This is a genomic window from Gracilibacillus pellucidus, assembly GCF_033949965.1.
GTDB classification, from domain to species: domain Bacteria; phylum Bacillota; class Bacilli; order Bacillales; family Amphibacillaceae; genus Gracilibacillus; species Gracilibacillus pellucidus.
This window is the reverse complement of sequence record NZ_JAWZSR010000007.1, coordinates 155027-170909: the sequence shown is the minus strand read 5'-3', so window position 1 is coordinate 170909 and position 15883 is coordinate 155027. Positions and strand designations below refer to the sequence as shown.

At 36.3% G+C, this 15883-nt stretch carries 16 protein-coding genes; 7 read left to right on the top strand and 9 right to left on the bottom strand.

Annotated elements, in window-relative coordinates; genetic code table 11:
• Positions 1-18 precede the first annotated feature (18 nt).
• From SH601_RS12945 to SH601_RS12935, 3 genes are all read right to left on the bottom strand, one after another.
• Positions 19-1656: a putative bifunctional diguanylate cyclase/phosphodiesterase gene (locus tag SH601_RS12945; protein WP_319958746.1), complete on the bottom strand. Its 1638-nt coding sequence runs from the start codon at positions 1654-1656 to the stop codon at positions 19-21.
• A gap of 77 nt (positions 1657-1733) precedes the next feature.
• Positions 1734-2102, bottom strand: a complete 369-nt coding sequence (locus tag SH601_RS12940; protein WP_319958745.1) for a DnaJ family domain-containing protein — start codon at positions 2100-2102, stop codon at positions 1734-1736.
• A gap of 6 nt (positions 2103-2108) precedes the next feature.
• Positions 2109-2759: an MOSC domain-containing protein gene (locus SH601_RS12935; protein ID WP_319958744.1), complete on the bottom strand. Its 651-nt coding sequence runs from the start codon at positions 2757-2759 to the stop codon at positions 2109-2111.
• 214 nt (positions 2760-2973) lie between these two features.
• On the opposite strand from SH601_RS12935, the gene mreBH reads away from it, so the two are divergent.
• On the top strand, positions 2974-3984 hold the full coding sequence (gene mreBH / locus SH601_RS12930) for a rod-share determining protein MreBH (protein WP_319958743.1): 1011 nt from the start codon (positions 2974-2976) through the stop codon (positions 3982-3984).
• Positions 3985-4026: 42 nt separating this feature from the next.
• Positions 4027-4254 (top strand): DUF2164 domain-containing protein, encoded by a 228-nt coding sequence (locus SH601_RS12925; protein ID WP_319958742.1) that lies wholly within the window; start codon positions 4027-4029, stop codon positions 4252-4254.
• Between the two features lie 47 nt (positions 4255-4301).
• Here SH601_RS12925 and SH601_RS12920 read toward each other — a convergent pair whose 3' ends face one another.
• From SH601_RS12920 to SH601_RS12910, 3 genes are all read right to left on the bottom strand, one after another.
• Positions 4302-4751: an immunoglobulin-like domain-containing protein gene (locus tag SH601_RS12920; RefSeq protein ID WP_319958741.1), complete on the bottom strand. Its 450-nt coding sequence runs from the start codon at positions 4749-4751 to the stop codon at positions 4302-4304.
• A 146-nt stretch (positions 4752-4897) separates the two neighbouring features.
• On the bottom strand, positions 4898-6508 hold the full coding sequence (locus SH601_RS12915; protein ID WP_319958740.1) for an RICIN domain-containing protein: 1611 nt from the start codon (positions 6506-6508) through the stop codon (positions 4898-4900).
• Between the two features lie 295 nt (positions 6509-6803).
• Positions 6804-7574, bottom strand: coding sequence for a TIGR01457 family HAD-type hydrolase (locus SH601_RS12910; protein WP_319958739.1), 771 nt, complete (start codon positions 7572-7574; stop codon positions 6804-6806).
• A 254-nt stretch (positions 7575-7828) separates the two neighbouring features.
• Here SH601_RS12910 and zwf point away from each other — a divergent pair, with 254 nt between their 5' ends.
• The 3 genes from zwf (at position 7829) to SH601_RS12895 (ending at position 11479) form a co-directional block, all read left to right on the top strand.
• On the top strand, positions 7829-9313 hold the full coding sequence (gene zwf / locus SH601_RS12905; protein WP_319958738.1) for a glucose-6-phosphate dehydrogenase: 1485 nt from the start codon (positions 7829-7831) through the stop codon (positions 9311-9313).
• Between the two features lie 125 nt (positions 9314-9438).
• Positions 9439-9996 (top strand): tyrosine-type recombinase/integrase, encoded by a 558-nt coding sequence (locus SH601_RS12900; protein ID WP_319958737.1) that lies wholly within the window; start codon positions 9439-9441, stop codon positions 9994-9996.
• A gap of 16 nt (positions 9997-10012) precedes the next feature.
• On the top strand, positions 10013-11479 hold the full coding sequence (locus SH601_RS12895; RefSeq protein ID WP_319958736.1) for a potassium/proton antiporter: 1467 nt from the start codon (positions 10013-10015) through the stop codon (positions 11477-11479).
• A 27-nt stretch (positions 11480-11506) separates the two neighbouring features.
• Here SH601_RS12895 and SH601_RS12890 read toward each other — a convergent pair whose 3' ends face one another.
• The 3 genes from SH601_RS12890 to SH601_RS12880 form a co-directional block, all read right to left on the bottom strand.
• The gene (locus SH601_RS12890; RefSeq protein ID WP_319958735.1) at positions 11507-11671 is read right to left on the bottom strand and encodes a hypothetical protein; all 165 of its coding nucleotides are present in this window, start codon (positions 11669-11671) and stop codon (positions 11507-11509) included.
• A gap of 45 nt (positions 11672-11716) precedes the next feature.
• Entirely contained in the window at positions 11717-13138 is a 1422-nt protein-coding gene (gene gndA, locus SH601_RS12885) for an NADP-dependent phosphogluconate dehydrogenase (protein ID WP_319958734.1), read from the bottom strand.
• Between the two features lie 157 nt (positions 13139-13295).
• Entirely contained in the window at positions 13296-14027 is a 732-nt protein-coding gene (locus tag SH601_RS12880; RefSeq protein WP_319958733.1) for a Cof-type HAD-IIB family hydrolase, read from the bottom strand.
• A 182-nt stretch (positions 14028-14209) separates the two neighbouring features.
• Here SH601_RS12880 and SH601_RS12875 point away from each other — a divergent pair, with 182 nt between their 5' ends.
• Positions 14210-14482 carry an ACT domain-containing protein gene (locus SH601_RS12875; protein WP_319958732.1) on the top strand — a complete coding sequence of 91 codons (273 nt, stop codon included), beginning with the start codon at positions 14210-14212 and terminating at the stop codon, positions 14480-14482.
• Positions 14483-14494: 12 nt separating this feature from the next.
• Positions 14495-15856, top strand: a complete 1362-nt coding sequence (locus SH601_RS12870; protein ID WP_319958731.1) for a PFL family protein — start codon at positions 14495-14497, stop codon at positions 15854-15856.
• Positions 15857-15883: the final 27 nt, after the last annotated feature.

The window sequence follows — 15883 nt, the reverse complement described above, 5'->3', positions numbered from 1 at the left end:
TTAATCATCTTTTCTGTGTTACATTAACAATTTCTCTTCAATCAAATCAGGAGTTAATGGCTTGCTATAAAAGTATCCCTGATAGTAATCACATTGTTCGTTTCTTATAAAGGATAGAATATCTTCTTCCTCAACACCTTCTGCAACTACTTTCAAACCAAATGTATGTCCTAATTGTATCATTGCTTTAATGATTTCTGCACTACCTGATTGATCACGCAGTTCGCGTAAGAACGATTGATCAATCTTTAAATAGTTAATCGGGAATTTTTGTAAATATCCCATCGATGAATAGCCAGTCCCAAAATCATCAATAGAAAGTGAGATACCCATCCTTCTCAACTCGTTCATTCTTTCAATACACTCTTCGGTATTTTGCATCACACTATTTTCAGTAATTTCTATTTCTAAATAGTTAGGATCCATTCCTGTTTCTTGTATAATTTGCTTTACCCTTATTAAGAAGTTTGGCTGTTGCAGCTCTACTGCCGATATATTGACCGCAACTATTACCGGACTCGCCCCACTCTTTTGCCATTTAACAAATTGCATACAAGCTTCTTTTAATACCCATTCGCCAATTTGGGCAATCATTCCAATTTGTTCAGCGATTGGAATGAAAATAGATGGTGAGATCTTACCCTTTTTACCATGTTCCCATCTAATCAGTGCCTCTACTCCAATTATTTCATCTGTGTTAACATCTACTTTCGGCTGGTAGGACAATGTGAACTCTTTTAATTTAAACGCTTTACGAATATCTGATTCTAATAAGATTAATTCGTTATACTGCTCACTCATTTGGCGTGTATATTCAATAATACAGTTCCCACCCTGTGTCTTCCCGTAATGGATAGCAACACTTGCTCGATTTACATATTCTTCAACATTTTTCGCCTTTTCACTAAAATAATTGATACCAATCGTTCCAGTCATGTAAAAATCTTTACCAACTATTTTCATTGGCTGTCTAATTAACTGAAGCATTTTTCTAGCAAAGTTGTTTACATCTACTGGTTCATGATTCATTAACATCACAAATTCGTCCCCACCTAAACGGTATACTGGACAACCATTAGGTACATTTGCTTGTAGTCGCTCAGCAATGATCGCAATGACTCTATCTCCAGAAAATTGACCAAGTGTATCATTTACATTCTTCAAACGGTCTAATCCAAATATTACGATAGCTCTCGGTAAAGCTTTCTCACTATTTCCTTCAAGTATTTCTGTTAAATCATCGAAAAATTTTTGGCGGTTCGGGAGGTTTGTTAGCATATCATGTGTTGCCATATAGTTCATTTCATTTTCTGTTTGTTTAAATGATGTAATATCAGTTGTTGTTCCAATTACCTCTACCACTTCATTTTCCTTCACAACTGGTAATAACGTTGTACATAAATCATATTTTTTATAATGATGCTCAAAACCCACCTCTTTTCCAGTGAAAGCTTCTCGTAATTGACTTTCGTTCGATACTATAAAGTCTGCTCCGATATTTTGGGGTAACTGTAACTTGTCTTGTAACTTCCCTGAGAGAAAAGTACAATGAAATTGATCTTGATTTTTTTTAACCACAAACAGTAGATTTTTGTTATGCGCTAGGATGGTGAGTAAATCATCATTACTTGGATAAAAATTGGATGTTTGCTGCATTCTTGTCACCTTTTTTTCTTATTTTCTTTCAGTATACGTCAAATAGAGTTAGGAAAAAAGTAATAGTTCCATCCTTTTCAAAACAATCGATTCATTTTACTCTGATACTTTTGATAGGTACCTGTTTGCTTCGTTTTTCGCTTTTCTAATATTAGTTGAAATTGCAGCTCTTTCATGGAAATTTGTTTGGTTATATGTTGCTTTTCTCCTTCATCTGTGCAACATTTTAACAAATCACGTAATGATGCTAGCTCTTTATTTAGTTGTACTTCCTCTGGTAGATACCCACTGTTTCTCATTATGCGATAACTCATGCGCAAGTCATCTGGTATATGCTGCAGCGGATCTTTCTTTTGTGGCTTTCCTTTTCCTTGAAGATGATCGAAATCTCCATCTTTAATTGCCTGTTTAATCCGTTCTTCAGCAAGTTGAGAAAAAACGTCCATCGTCTTTCACCCTATCTTTTTGATTCGTTTGATCAAGCTTTCTTTCACATTTGGCGCTAATGCATTGATTTGGCTGTACTCTTCCATCTTATCTTTATTTATTCGATCATGGTATAAACAGTAGAAAATATCCTTTGGCGTTACCTTATCAGGTGCTTCCTTTGTCTTTACTAATGTATCCGATGGTTTCACCCATCCTTCTTTTAATACGCGAAAATAATAACCACTAAAACCAGTTTCGGTCACAATTGCCGGCATGTCAGGAATACCATGCACTCTAGCAATTTTATAACAAGGACGCCTTGGTTGGGAAACTTGGATTTCCGCTTCTCCCAGTGTAAAAACATCGCCAATATAGAGAGCTTCCTCTGTTAAACCTGCAATGGTAATATTTTCGCCAAAGGCTGGATAATCAAATGTCTGGTCATACTTTTTCTGCCAAAATGAATAATGTTCCTTAGCGTACATAAGTAATGCTTTTTCAGGTCCACCATGGTTTTTTCGATCTGCCTGTCCATCATGTTCAAAACCTGTAAAAGTTAAATAATTCGCATGATCGACTGGCTTCTTTATAAACCCTGTCTCCAATTCCTTCCCCTCTATGCTGTAAACTTGTGGTTTCCCCACATTCAAAGATACTATTTGATAAGCTATCATCATCATCCTCCTCATCCTTATTTTTATTATAGAGGTTGTTGAAAAACGAACCAAATAATATGAGTATCTTTTCATGTAAAAAATTTCCACCACATAAACGGTCATAATTACAGAACCAATAAAGAACAATTATATATAGTAAGATTTTAGCCAGAGGGAGTTAACACTATTTACTCCTCGATAATAAGGATTATATTTTATTGGAGGTAACATCATGTTTTCAACAACAGAAATTGGAATAGACTTAGGTACAGCTAATATTCTTATATATACAAAAAATAAGGGAATTATCTTAAATGAACCGTCTGTTGTCGCTGTAGACACTAGAACAAACCAAGTAGTTGCAGTAGGTAACGAAGCAAAAAGTATGATCGGAAAAACACCTAGAAATATTGTACCCATTCGCCCATTAAAAGACGGAGTGATTGCAGATTTTGATATGACTGCACAAATGCTTAAAGCCTTCTTAAAGAAAGTGAGCAAAAAAACCGGTGTATCTACTCGTAAACCAAGTGTTGTCGTATGTACACCCGCAGGCAGTACAGCAGTTGAACGACGAGCGATCGATAACGCCGTAAAAAGCTTCGGTGCTAAAGATGTCCACTTAATTGAAGAACCTGTCGCTGCTGCAATTGGGGCAGACTTACCTGTTGCAGAACCACAAGCAAGTATGATAGTCGATATCGGTGGTGGAACGAGCGAAGTCGGCATTATTTCCTTCGGTGGTGTTGTTTCAAGTCGATCTGTGCGCGTTGGTGGTGACCATATGGATGAGGAAATCATTCAATATGTAAAAAGAAAACATAATGTGTTAATTGGTGAAAGTACAGCAGAAAAAGTAAAAATGGAAATTGGTTATGCAACTCCAGAACATCCCGAGGAAACAATGGAAGTTAGAGGTCGAGATCTTGTTACAGGTTTACCTAAAGTAATTACATTACAATCAACAGAAGTTCATCGCGCTTTCCACGAAGTACTTGAATCCATTTTACAAGCAGTGACGGAAACATTAGAGAGCTGTCCACCTGAATTAAGTGGCGATATAGTCGATCAAGGGATTACCATTACTGGTGGCGGTGCACTATTAAAAGGTATGCGCGAATGGCTATCAAATGAAATCAACGATGTACCTGTTCATTTAGCAGAAAATCCATTAGAGTCTGTCGCAATTGGTACAGGCCGTTCATTACAAATGATCCAGAAGCTACAAAAGGCAATCAAATAATATGTGCTATACTAAAGGAAAAATGAAAGGAGTTTTTCCTTTATGGAATCTTTATCAAAAGCAAAACAAGAAGATATGATTGCCGCCTTACAAGATTTCTTTGTACAAGAACGCCAAGAAGAGCTTGGTAATATTGAAGCAGAATTTATGCTTGATTTTATCAAAAAAGAACTTGCTCCAGCCTTCTATAACCAAGGCGTTCGAGATGCACATCAATTTTTCAGTGAAAAGCTGGAGGATGTTTTTGAAATAGAGAAGATGGAGAAATAATAGCTACTCTGTTCGCGAGATAGAATTATCTCACGAACAGATACTAGTTATTCAATTTCAAATTCTGCCGATACCACTACTTCTGGAAGAATTGGTTTTATTACTCGATATCTTCCTGGTATAAATGAAAAATCTAGTTGATCCACAGCAACATTTTGACTATAAGATTCACCTGGCTTCACAATAACACCAATCGCCTGAAATTGCGCATCTTTTTTAAACGGAATCTGATACCAGTTACCATCTACATATATCTCTACAGAGTGTTCCAATCCAAAAGTAATATCTGTATCACTGTTATTAAAAATCTCCATCGTGATCAAATCTACATTCTCCGGATATTTGTCTTTTTCGAGGGTCATTTTGTACTCCTCTTGTTCCACTATGTCACCATACTCCGATTTTGACAACGTTTCTGTTAAATCCTCTTGACACCCAGCTAAAAATAGAAACAAAACCAATATAAACCAGATACAAGCTTTTGTTTGCTTCGACATATGCTCCTCCTTTTAAGAAGTACTTATGTACAGGATACCCTTTTTATTCCATTATGACACGTTATTAAATCAAACTAAACATGTTTCTATCTTATTAAAAAAGCTAGTCATTAGTTATTTTCTAATGACTAGCTTTTTCCACTCTATCAATTTGCAGATACGATACTCCACTGTTGATTAGCGCCTTTATTATCTTGCCATTGCACTACATTACCGCCATTGTCATTAGATCGTCCTTCTACTTCTAATGCTTTTCCACTATGACGATTAATAAACCTTACATATCCATCCTTATTTGGAACTGCTGACCATTGTTGATTTGTTCCGTTTAAATTCGACCATTGTACAATATTTGCACCATTTGCGGCAGAAAATTCATAAACATCTAATGATTTACTGCTATTTTGATTAACGATATTGTAGTAGCCTACCCCATTCCGGGTAATAGACCAATTTTGGCAGGAACAACCATTACTAGTCCATTGTTGCACATTTGCTCCATCACTTGTATCGCCCTCAGCAACTTCTAAAAGCTTTCCACTATGTCTGTTTACAAGTTGATATGCCGTATTAGCTTGCAATGATGGTGAATGAAACCTTGTATTTCCAGAGATCGTATTGCTACTACCTGCTTCATTACTTACTAAAGTTCCATTCGTATCAATACTATTATTAATAATGTTATTATGACTCGAATTACCCGTTAATCGAATACCAGGATTATTATATCCGTCATAAGTAGAGATAATATTATCTGCTACTGTATTATTACTTCCTGGAGCAAGGCGGATGATAGATTCTGGATTTAGTGAATTCTGCACAATCGTATTGTTAGTAAAGGTGTTGCCGTCTGCCTGAACTAAAATACCATGAATTCTTGAATCAATAATCGTATTACCAGTAATCGTATTATTAGTAGCACCTGTTAAAACAAAAATTCCTCTTGGATAGCTCTGAATAACATTATCTTCTACAATATTATTTGCTCCACCGTTTGGTATTCGAATTCCGCCATAACTGTCATTCTGTTGCTCGGTATTTATCACTTGGTTATTTCGCACCGTTGTGTACGTTGCACGTGATAAATTAATCCCACTTCCACCAACTGAGTTAGTAATGAGATTATCTGTTATTTCTACATTCGTAAATTCACCGACAGGGTAATTCTCTGCACCAGTCGCAATAGAATGTCCACTTGTCTGATCAAACACACTATTTGTAATGACAGAATCCCGCATTCTTCTTAAAATTGCCCCATTCGTTGCATCTTTTATTTCAATAGAATCTAATGTTAAATTACTAATTTTCGCATTAATATTAAAACCACCAACTTGACTTAACCCTTCAGAAGATCGATTGGTTCTATCTGCATCAAATGTTATATTTGAAACGCTTACATTTAAATCATCTGAATTACCGTGTAAAATTGGATTACCAACTACATAACTAGAGCCACTACCCATTTTTTTAATAACTGTTTGTCCAATACCGTCACCAACTAAGTGCACTCCTGCATGGAAACGTAATTCTTCTGCTACATAATAAGTACCCGCTGGTAAATAAACAGTTCCTTCTACACCTCGGTCATAAAAATAACGCATGGCGTTATGAAGGCGATTAGTTTGAGATACATGCTCATCTGCTGTAACACCAAATTCTGTCGCATTAACAGTCTCAGCATGTACATCTGCATTTACCGAAATAATAGAAAGTACGATTACTAAAGCAAAAAAGATAATACATTTAATAAATTTCAAAGGTAAACACTCCTCACATATTCAATTTTCTTATTACAATTAGATGTAAAAAAACTGAAAAAGAAACACAGCAATTTCCAGAGCTATAGCAGACGACTAGTATATGTTTTCACCTTATACTCCCACCTCTTTTACGCATGTCATACTTTCAATGTATCATCTCTTATCCCATCTATCAACCATACTTTATTGCAAAATTAATACATTTTTGTAGTAAAATGTGTAACTTTCACAATACCAAAATACAAAAATTGCAACACAAAAAAAGAGCCGCTCATATGACAGCTCTTTACACTTATTCACCAAACGTCCACTCCGCTAAACTATCAATCGTATACGTTGGTTTTGTTTCAATGGACTGTAAATCTTCTTTTGTTGTTACTCCCGTGTGAACTAGTAAGGAGTCAATTCCTGCATTAATACCTGCAAGAATGTCTGTCGCATAATTATCGCCAACCATTAATGTTTCTTCTTTTGATGTACCTAGAACTTCTATTGCTTGATCGACAATGATAGACTCGGGCTTGCCGATAAATTTCGGTTGAACACCTGTTGTGACAGACAAGACAGAAATTAATGAACCGGCACCCGGTAAGAAACCACGTTCTGTTGGTAAAGCTATGTCACCATTTGTCGCAACAAAATTCGCACCAGATCGAATATTCAGTGCACCTTTTGCTAACTTTTCATAGTTGATCGTGCGGTCTAATCCCATCACAACAAAATCGGCGTCTTCTTCCACAATTTCCAGACCACATTCTTCTAATGCCATATGTAATCCTTCTTCACCAACAGGATAAACTTTGGCACCTGCTTTTTGCTCTTTAATATATGTTGCTGTTGCCATACTCGTTGTAAAAACATGTTCTGTTGTACTAGGCACACCCATATCCACTAATTTCTTGGAAACATCGCTAGGGTGCTTCGTAGAATTATTTGTTAAGAAAAGATATGGCAGTCCTCTCTTCTCTAATTCTTTAACAAACTCAATTGCCTCTACTATTTTTTCCGTTCCTTTGTATACCGTCCCATCAAGGTCTATTAAAAATCCTTTATATGCTTTCATCCATATCCTCCTAAATTAATAGAATATTCAGTGTATTTTATTATGTCATTTAATTAATACATGATAGTATATATTTATAACAAAAAAGTTAATAATTATTTGTATGTTACCATGTTAATTAATTTAACAGAAGTATTTAACGTGGTAAAATATAAAAGTATGCTGTTATATTATTAAATTTGATGGTTAGAAGCATATTGTAACAACATATGCGTTAACTCGTAAATATATAATCAGAAAGGTAGTTATAGTCAATGACAACGAATAATCCGAAAGCAGTAATCGTTATTTTTGGTGCAACAGGGGATTTAGCAAATAGAAAACTATATCCTTCTATTTATCGACTATACCGAAACGGAAAGCTATCTGATAACTTTGCCGTAGTAGGTGTAGCAAGACGTCCATGGACAAATGATATATTCCGTGACAAAGTCAAAGAATCTATCGACAATTTCGACGATCCACATATTGATAAAGATGAATTTGCAAGTCACTTCCATTACAATCCGTTCGATATTCAAGATCTTGAACATTATCAAGCGCTAGATGGATTGATTAAGGAACTAGATACCAACTATCAAACAGAAGGAAATCGCCTATTCTATTTCTCTATGGCGCCTAACTTCTTTGGAACACTTGCAGCAAATCTGAAATCTGAAGGCCTTACTCAAACAGAAGGCTGGACTCGCTTAGTAATCGAAAAACCTTTCGGTCATGATTTTGAGTCAGCGCAAGAACTCAATGAGCAAATTCGTGCAGCATTCACAGAAGACCAAATTTATCGTATTGACCATTATCTTGGAAAAGAGATGGTACAAAATATCGAAGTTATCCGTTTTGCCAATGCATTGTTTGAACCGTTATGGAACAATCAGCATATTTCTAATATCCAAATCACTTCAAGTGAAACACTTGGTGTAGAAGAACGTGGACGCTATTATGATAGTGCAGGTGCATTAAAAGATATGGTCCAAAACCATATGCTTCAAATGCTTGCACTTATCGCAATGGACATGCCAATTAAATTAACACCTGCAGAAATCCGCAGTGAAAAAGTGAAAGTGCTTCGCGCATTACGCGTATTTGATGAGAAAGAAGTAGATGAGCATGTCGTACGCGGACAATATGGTGAAGGTACTGTTAATGGTGAGCAATTGCCTACATATCGTGAGGGACATGGGGTTGATCCAGAGTCCAATACAGATACGTTTGTCGCTGCGAAATTAATGATTGATAATTTCCGTTGGGCTGGCGTTCCATTCTATATCCGTACTGGTAAACGAATGGAGAAAAAAGCAACAAAAATCGTCGTAGAGTTCAAAGACTTACCAATGAATTTATACTATGATAAAGAACATGATACAAAACCAAACCTTTTAGTTATTCATGTACAGCCTGATGAAGGTATTACATTACATCTTAACGCTAAAAAAGGTGACTATAATGCATCATCTACGCCAATTACTTTAAGCTATGATAACAACGCTAAAGACAAGATGAATACACCAGAAGCATATGAAACATTATTGAATGATTGTATGCACGGTGATTCAACTAACTTCACACACTGGGATGAAGTAGCATTATCTTGGAAATTTGTTGATGTTATCGCAAATGTTTGGGCAAATAAAAAAGCAAACTTCCCTAACTATAAATCTGGAACAAACGGACCAGAAGAAGCTGATCTTCTATTAAATAAAGATGGCTTCGAATGGTGGGATGTATCACCAGAAGAATAACATCCAAAAAAGCAATCAGCTACAAACGGCTGATTGCTTTTTTTATGCAAACCGAATCAATTAGTTTATATGTTACAAAACCTTTGATATAATAGATATTAAGTAACCTACTTGGAGCGATGTTTATGGAATTTGTTTTCCCGATTAAAGATATTGATACCATTAGGAAATTAAAAGTACATTTAAAAAAACGTTCACTCCGTGATTACCTTTTATTCGTATTTGAAATTAATACGGGTATGCGTATTAATGACTTGTTAACCCTACAAGTCAAACAAGTATGGAATGGTGAACAACCGCATGAATTTATCCAGTCAACACATTACACCTTTAACAAACCTATTTATCTAAACACAAAAATATGTCAAGCACTCAAACTCTATCTCGAACAAACAAATTTATCTGCTAATGATTACTTATTCAAAACAAAAAATGCCTCCTCCCCTATTACACGGCAGCAAGCTTATCGTATTATCAATAAAGCTGCGCGAGAAATTGGAATCCATGAAAAAACGGGTATTCATACGTTACGTAAAACATTTGGATATCACGCGTATAAAAAAGGAATTGCGATCTCGATCATAAAGGATATTTACGGCCATTCCACCACAACGGAAACACTTCAATACATTGGAATCGAACGAAACCTAGAGACTTCTATTAAAGTAGATGTAAACTTATAAAGAAAGGAAAATGCCTATGACAGGAGAAACAATTGCAACAGATTATTTTATTTTAACAATAGGCTTATTATTTATTATTGGGGTAATTACAACCAAATTTTCTAGCAGAATAGGTGTACCAGTGCTTATTTTATATATTGCACTTGGAATGATTGTTGGTAGCGATGGATTTAATTTAATTTATTTTAATAACTATAGTCTGACACAATTAATCGGGATGGTAGCACTTGTTATTATTTTGTTTGAAGGTGGGCTCCAAACGAAATGGAAGAATATTCGTCCTGTTATCGGACCTTCCATTTCACTAGCTACACTTGGCGTTGTCATAACTACTGTCGTAGTAGCTGTTGCAGCTAAGTTCATTTTAAACGTAACATGGTTAGAAGGTTTTTTATTCGGTGCTATCGTCGGTTCTACTGATGCCGCTGCGGTTTTCGCTGTATTAAAAGGGCAAAATATTAAACAAAGAATTGGTTCAACACTTGAAGCAGAATCAGGTTCCAACGACCCAATGGCCATGATTTTGACTATTTCCTTTATTGAACTCATTACCAATGAACAGTCTTCCTACTTTATGCTAATTGGTTCTTTCGTTTGGCAAATGGTTGCTGGTATTATTATTGGACTGCTCTTAGGTTTCGTAGCAGTTTACTCGATCAACAAAATTAATTTAGATTCAAGTGGACTGTATCCTGTCTTTGGTTTAGCGTTTGCCTTTTTAACATTTAGTTTAACTGACATTGTACAAGGAAGTGGTTTGTTAGCTGTCTATGTATTAGCTGTTTATATCGGTAATGCAGAAATTTCGTATAGACATTCGATCTTCCGATTCAATGAAGGAATCGCATGGATCGCTCAAATTCTTATGTTTACGATATTAGGACTACTTGTTTTCCCAAGTGATTTATTTACACTTGATATTATTTGGAAAGGGTTAGTTATTTCACTTATTCTCATTCTACTTGCTCGACCAATCGCTGTATTTATTAGTACATTCAAGTTAGGTTATACCGTTAAAGAAAAAGCATTTTTATCTTGGGCCGGCTTAAAGGGTGCCGTACCAATCGTTCTAGCAACATTCCCAATGGTAGCAGAACTCGAGCATGGACGATTATTCTTTAATGTTGTATTTTTCGTTGTTCTTATCTCTGCGCTAATTCAAGGATCGACTATTTCCATTTTGGCAGAAAAATTAGGTTTATCAGGTCGTACTCGCACCGAGCCAATGCATAGTTTAGAACTAATCTCAATCGGTAAAGCGAACGCTGAAATGATTGAGTTTGAAGTACAAGATCAAGCAGCACTCGTTGAGAAACAGTTAGTAGATATTGATTTTCCAAAAGACACTTTAATAAGTGCCCTTATTCGAAATGATGAACTTGTTACACCAACAGGAGATACCACTATACAAAAAGGTGACATATTGTTTATATTGGTTTCTAAAAAGAACAAAAAGCAAGTAAAACAATTGTTAGAGCAATAGCCGTTATTGCTTGGTTGAGGATTTTGGTCATTCATCAGCGTTATGAGTTACCGGATTTTTGCTTTTGCTAATTTCCAGGCTCTCATCAGGCTTATGAGTTACCCTATTTTTCTCTTTCACCTGTTTTCGGGCACTCATTGCGCTTATGAATGAACGATTTACATTCACATATCTATATTCTTTTATAATCAATAAAAAACCTCTTACCATCATTCTAGGTAAGAGGTTTTTCTTATATTAGTCTTCTAACCATTCAGTGTGGAACACGCCTTCTTGATCAACACGTTGGTAAGTGTGAGCACCGAAGTAGTCACGTTGTGCTTGAAGAAGATTTGCTGGCAATGTTTCTGTACGGTAGCTATCATAGTAAGCTAATGCACTAGCAAAGCCTGGTACTGGAATACCACGTTCCATAGCGATTGAAAGAACTTTACGTAGCGCTGTTTGGTAGCTTTCCACGATTTCTTTGAAGTATGGATCAAGCAATAAATTCGCAAGCGCTGGATCACGGTCATATGCTTCTTTAATTTTTTGTAAGAATTGTGCACGGATGATACATCCACCACGGAAAATCATAGAAATATTTCCGTATTGTAAGTCCCAACCGTTTTCTTCAGAAGCTTCGCGCATTTGAGCGAAACCTTGTGCATAAGAAACAATTTTACTCATATAAAGTGCTTTACGGATAGCTTCAACAAGCTCATCTTTATCGCCTTCATATGGTTTTTCCTGTGCTGATGGACCTTGTAATACTTTGCTTGCATGTACACGTTCTTCTTTCATAGCTGAAATGAAACGAGCAAATACAGATTCAGTGATTACTGGTAATGGCACACCTAAGTCTAATGAGCTTTGGCTTGTCCATTTTCCTGTACCTTTTTGACCTGCAGTATCAAGGATAACATCTACCATTGGTTTACCAGTTTCTTTGTCTTTCTTCTTGAAGATATCTGCTGTAATTTCGATTAGGTAACTATCTAGTTCCCCTTTGTTCCACTCAGCGAATACTTCATGAAGCTCATCTGCTCCAAGACCAAGTACATTTTTCATGATGAAATATGCTTCACAGATTAACTGCATATCACCATATTCAATACCGTTGTGTACCATTTTTACATAGTGACCAGCACCATTTGGTCCGATGTACGTTACACATGGATCTTCATTCACTTTAGCAGAGATTGCTTCAAAAATAGGTGCAACTTTATCATATGCTTCTTTTTGTCCACCTGGCATAATAGAAGGTCCTTTAAGAGCTCCTTCTTCCCCACCAGATACACCAGTTCCGATGAAGTGAATACCAGATTCATCTAACTCTGCGTTACGACGCATTGTATCTTTGAAGAACGTATTACCACCGTCAATTAAAATGTCACCTTCATCAAGAAGTGGTTTTAAAGAAGCAATTGTCGCATCCGTTGCTGGACCAGCTTGTACCATAAGCATGATCTTACGAGGTTTTTCTAAAGAATCAACGAATTCCTCGATCGTTTCTGCACCGACAAAGTTTTTACCTTTTGCCTCATTATTCAAAAAGTCTTCTGTTTTTTGATAAGTTCTATTAAATACTGCTACAGAGTAGCCTCTGCTTTCTACGTTAAGAGCAAGGTTTTTACCCATAACAGCAAGACCTATCACACCAAATTGTTGTTTTGACATCCTCTTTATTCGCTCCTTTTTAAAGTCACTATGTAATATCCATATCTATTTTAGCACGAAATGAAAGATAACAGTAGTGATCTGACTATTTCACTTTATATTATATCTTATTTACTTAAAAACAAGCACTGAAAGCAATATCCAACGGCTTTTTCACCTATAAAACCCATTCCTCAATTGCTCTTGCTACACCATCTTGATGATTGGATGTCGTTTCCCAGTCTGCAACACTTTTTACTTTTTCTTGTGCATTCCCCATCGCAACACCAAGCCCAGCTTGTTCAATCATTTTGATATCATTTAAACTGTCTCCCATAGCCATTACTTGCGACATATTTATATCAAGACGCTCACAAACTACCTCAATAGCAGCTGCTTTATTCACACCAACTGCATTGACTTCAATATTAGTTGGACTGGAGTTACTTAGTTCAATACCTTCCCAGCTTTCTATCGTTTGCCAAATCTTATCTTTTGTTTGCTGCTCTCTTGTATCAAAGCCGAATTTTAACCATTGATGTGCTAAAATATCTTCTGGTACTTCCCCACGCCAGATTTGATCTGTTGAGGATAGCCATGCCCATGTTTGATGTTTCTCTTTTAATTCAACGAGTTTTTCAATGACACGTGCATCAAGTGTTTGTCGAGCAATTAGTTCACCTGTCATCGTCCATACTTCACTTCCATTAACCGTAATTAAATAATGAATATCTAATTCTTTTGCAATATCAGAGCTTGTCTGATAATGTCTTCCTGTAGAAATAATTACTTCTACACCTTTTTCACGTGCTTTTTGGATTGCTTTTTTATTTGTTTCAGATACTTGATGGTCATTACCTAACAAAGTACCATCCATGTCTAAAGCAATTAATTTTATATCCTTTTTCATGAAAAAACTCCTTCCATCAGGCATTCTTCTTTATTGTATGCGATGATTTGTTATTTAGCAAAAAAGGAAGCTTAGGGTATAATAAAGTGAGACCTATCAGAAAGATGTAGGAGATTTGCAGACGTTTGCACTATGATAAAAAACGAAAGCATACCATTACAACAAAAAATGAGGTGACATATATGGAAAAAAGAGCAGTAGTCAGTGTAGTTGGTAAAGACCAAGTAGGAATTATCGCGAAAGTAACAACAATCATTTCAGATAATGATGTCAATATTTTAGATATTAGCCAAACCATTCTTGAAGGATTCTTCACCATGATTATGTTGATTGAAATCAAAGATCCGAGTAGTCTTGAAACATTACAAAAAAAATTCCAACCGCTTGAGCAAGAACTAGGACTAAAAATCAACATTCAATTAGAAGATGTCTTTCAAGCAATGCATCGCGTATAAGGAGGAAAACAGATGCCAATAGCGTTTACGGAAATTCAAGAAACGATACGTATGGTGGAAATGGAACACCTTGATATTCGTACAGTAACGATGGGAATCAGCTTACGTGACTGTGCCGACCATGATTTCGAAAAAGTAAAACAAAAAGTATACGAAAAAATTACTAGCTACGCGAAAGATCTACAGTCGACAGCTAATCAAGTAGCGAAAGAATATGGTGTGCCGATTATTAACAAGCGAATTGCCATCTCTCCTGCTGCAGAACTATTAGGTAACGCAACAAAAGAACAAGCAATTGAATTAGCAGAAACATTAGACAAAGCAGCACAAGCATTAGAAGTAGACTTTATTGGTGGTTTTTCAGCCCTCGTACATAAAGGTATTTCTAAAGGAGAGCAAATCTTGCTTGATGCTTTGCCAGAAGCTTTAAGTAAAACCGAGCGTGTTTGTTCCTCTATCTCTATTGCTACAACTAGAACAGGTATTAATATGGATGCAGTGGCACAAATGGGACAGATTATTCACCAAACAGCAGAATTAACAAAGGACAATAACAGTATTGGTTGTGCAAAATTAGTTGTTTTCTGTAATCCAGTTGAGGATAATCCATTTATGGCAGGTGCTTTTCATGGAGCTGGTGAAGGGGAAGCTGTCTTAAGTGTTGGTGTAAGTGGACCGGGAGTTGTGCTTAATGCATTGAAACGATACCCTGATGCAGACCTTGGTGAAGTATCAGATGTTATTAAGAAAACAGCGTTCAAAATAACAAGAGCTGGTGAAATTATTGGTCGTGTTGTAGCAGAACGTTTAAATGTACCATTTGGTATTATGGACCTTTCTTTAGCACCAACCAATGCACAAAATGATAGTGTAGCTGAGATTTTAGAAGAAATCGGCCTAGAGCGTGTTGGTACACACGGTACAATCGCTGCTTTAGCATTAATGAATGACGCAGTGAAAAAAGGTGGCGCAATGGCTAGTTCTTATGTAGGTGGTCTTAGTGGTGCATTTATTCCAGTCAGTGAAGATAACGGTATGATCCGTGGTATTGAGGACGGTGCACTAAGCCTTTCTAAATTAGAGGCAATGACATGTGTCTGCTCCGTTGGACTTGATATGATTGCCTTAGAAGGAAACGCAAGTCCTGAAACATTATCAGCGATTATTGCCGATGAAGCTGCAATTGGTATGATTAATAAGAAAACAACGGCAGTACGTGTAATTCCTGTTGTCGGAAAAGAAGAAGGCGAAACAGTCGAATTCGGTGGTTTACTTGGACGTGCACCAATTATCGGTGTGAATCCATTCTCTTCTGAGAAGCTCATCAAACGTGGTGGTAGAGTTCCAGCACCATTACAATCATTGATTAATTAAACGAACTTTCTTTCATACAAACAGAAA

What these genes read in the sequence shown, in the direction of transcription:
- SH601_RS12945 (WP_319958746.1), bottom strand. Translation starts at nt 1,656, where the DNA reads ATGCAGCAAACATCCAATTTTTATCCAAGTAATGATGATTTACTCACC.
- SH601_RS12940 (WP_319958745.1), bottom strand. Translation starts at nt 2,102, where the DNA reads ATGGACGTTTTTTCTCAACTTGCTGAAGAACGGATTAAACAGGCAATT.
- SH601_RS12935 (WP_319958744.1), bottom strand. Translation starts at nt 2,759, where the DNA reads ATGATAGCTTATCAAATAGTATCTTTGAATGTGGGGAAACCACAAGTT.
- mreBH (WP_319958743.1), top strand. Translation starts at nt 2,974, where the DNA reads ATGTTTTCAACAACAGAAATTGGAATAGACTTAGGTACAGCTAATATT.
- SH601_RS12925 (WP_319958742.1), top strand. Translation starts at nt 4,027, where the DNA reads ATGGAATCTTTATCAAAAGCAAAACAAGAAGATATGATTGCCGCCTTA.
- SH601_RS12920 (WP_319958741.1), bottom strand. Translation starts at nt 4,751, where the DNA reads ATGTCGAAGCAAACAAAAGCTTGTATCTGGTTTATATTGGTTTTGTTT.
- SH601_RS12910 (WP_319958739.1), bottom strand. Translation starts at nt 7,574, where the DNA reads ATGAAAGCATATAAAGGATTTTTAATAGACCTTGATGGGACGGTATAC.
- zwf (WP_319958738.1), top strand. Translation starts at nt 7,829, where the DNA reads ATGACAACGAATAATCCGAAAGCAGTAATCGTTATTTTTGGTGCAACA.
- SH601_RS12900 (WP_319958737.1), top strand. Translation starts at nt 9,439, where the DNA reads ATGGAATTTGTTTTCCCGATTAAAGATATTGATACCATTAGGAAATTA.
- SH601_RS12895 (WP_319958736.1), top strand. Translation starts at nt 10,013, where the DNA reads ATGACAGGAGAAACAATTGCAACAGATTATTTTATTTTAACAATAGGC.
- gndA (WP_319958734.1), bottom strand. Translation starts at nt 13,138, where the DNA reads ATGTCAAAACAACAATTTGGTGTGATAGGTCTTGCTGTTATGGGTAAA.
- SH601_RS12880 (WP_319958733.1), bottom strand. Translation starts at nt 14,027, where the DNA reads ATGAAAAAGGATATAAAATTAATTGCTTTAGACATGGATGGTACTTTG.
- SH601_RS12875 (WP_319958732.1), top strand. Translation starts at nt 14,210, where the DNA reads ATGGAAAAAAGAGCAGTAGTCAGTGTAGTTGGTAAAGACCAAGTAGGA.
- SH601_RS12870 (WP_319958731.1), top strand. Translation starts at nt 14,495, where the DNA reads ATGCCAATAGCGTTTACGGAAATTCAAGAAACGATACGTATGGTGGAA.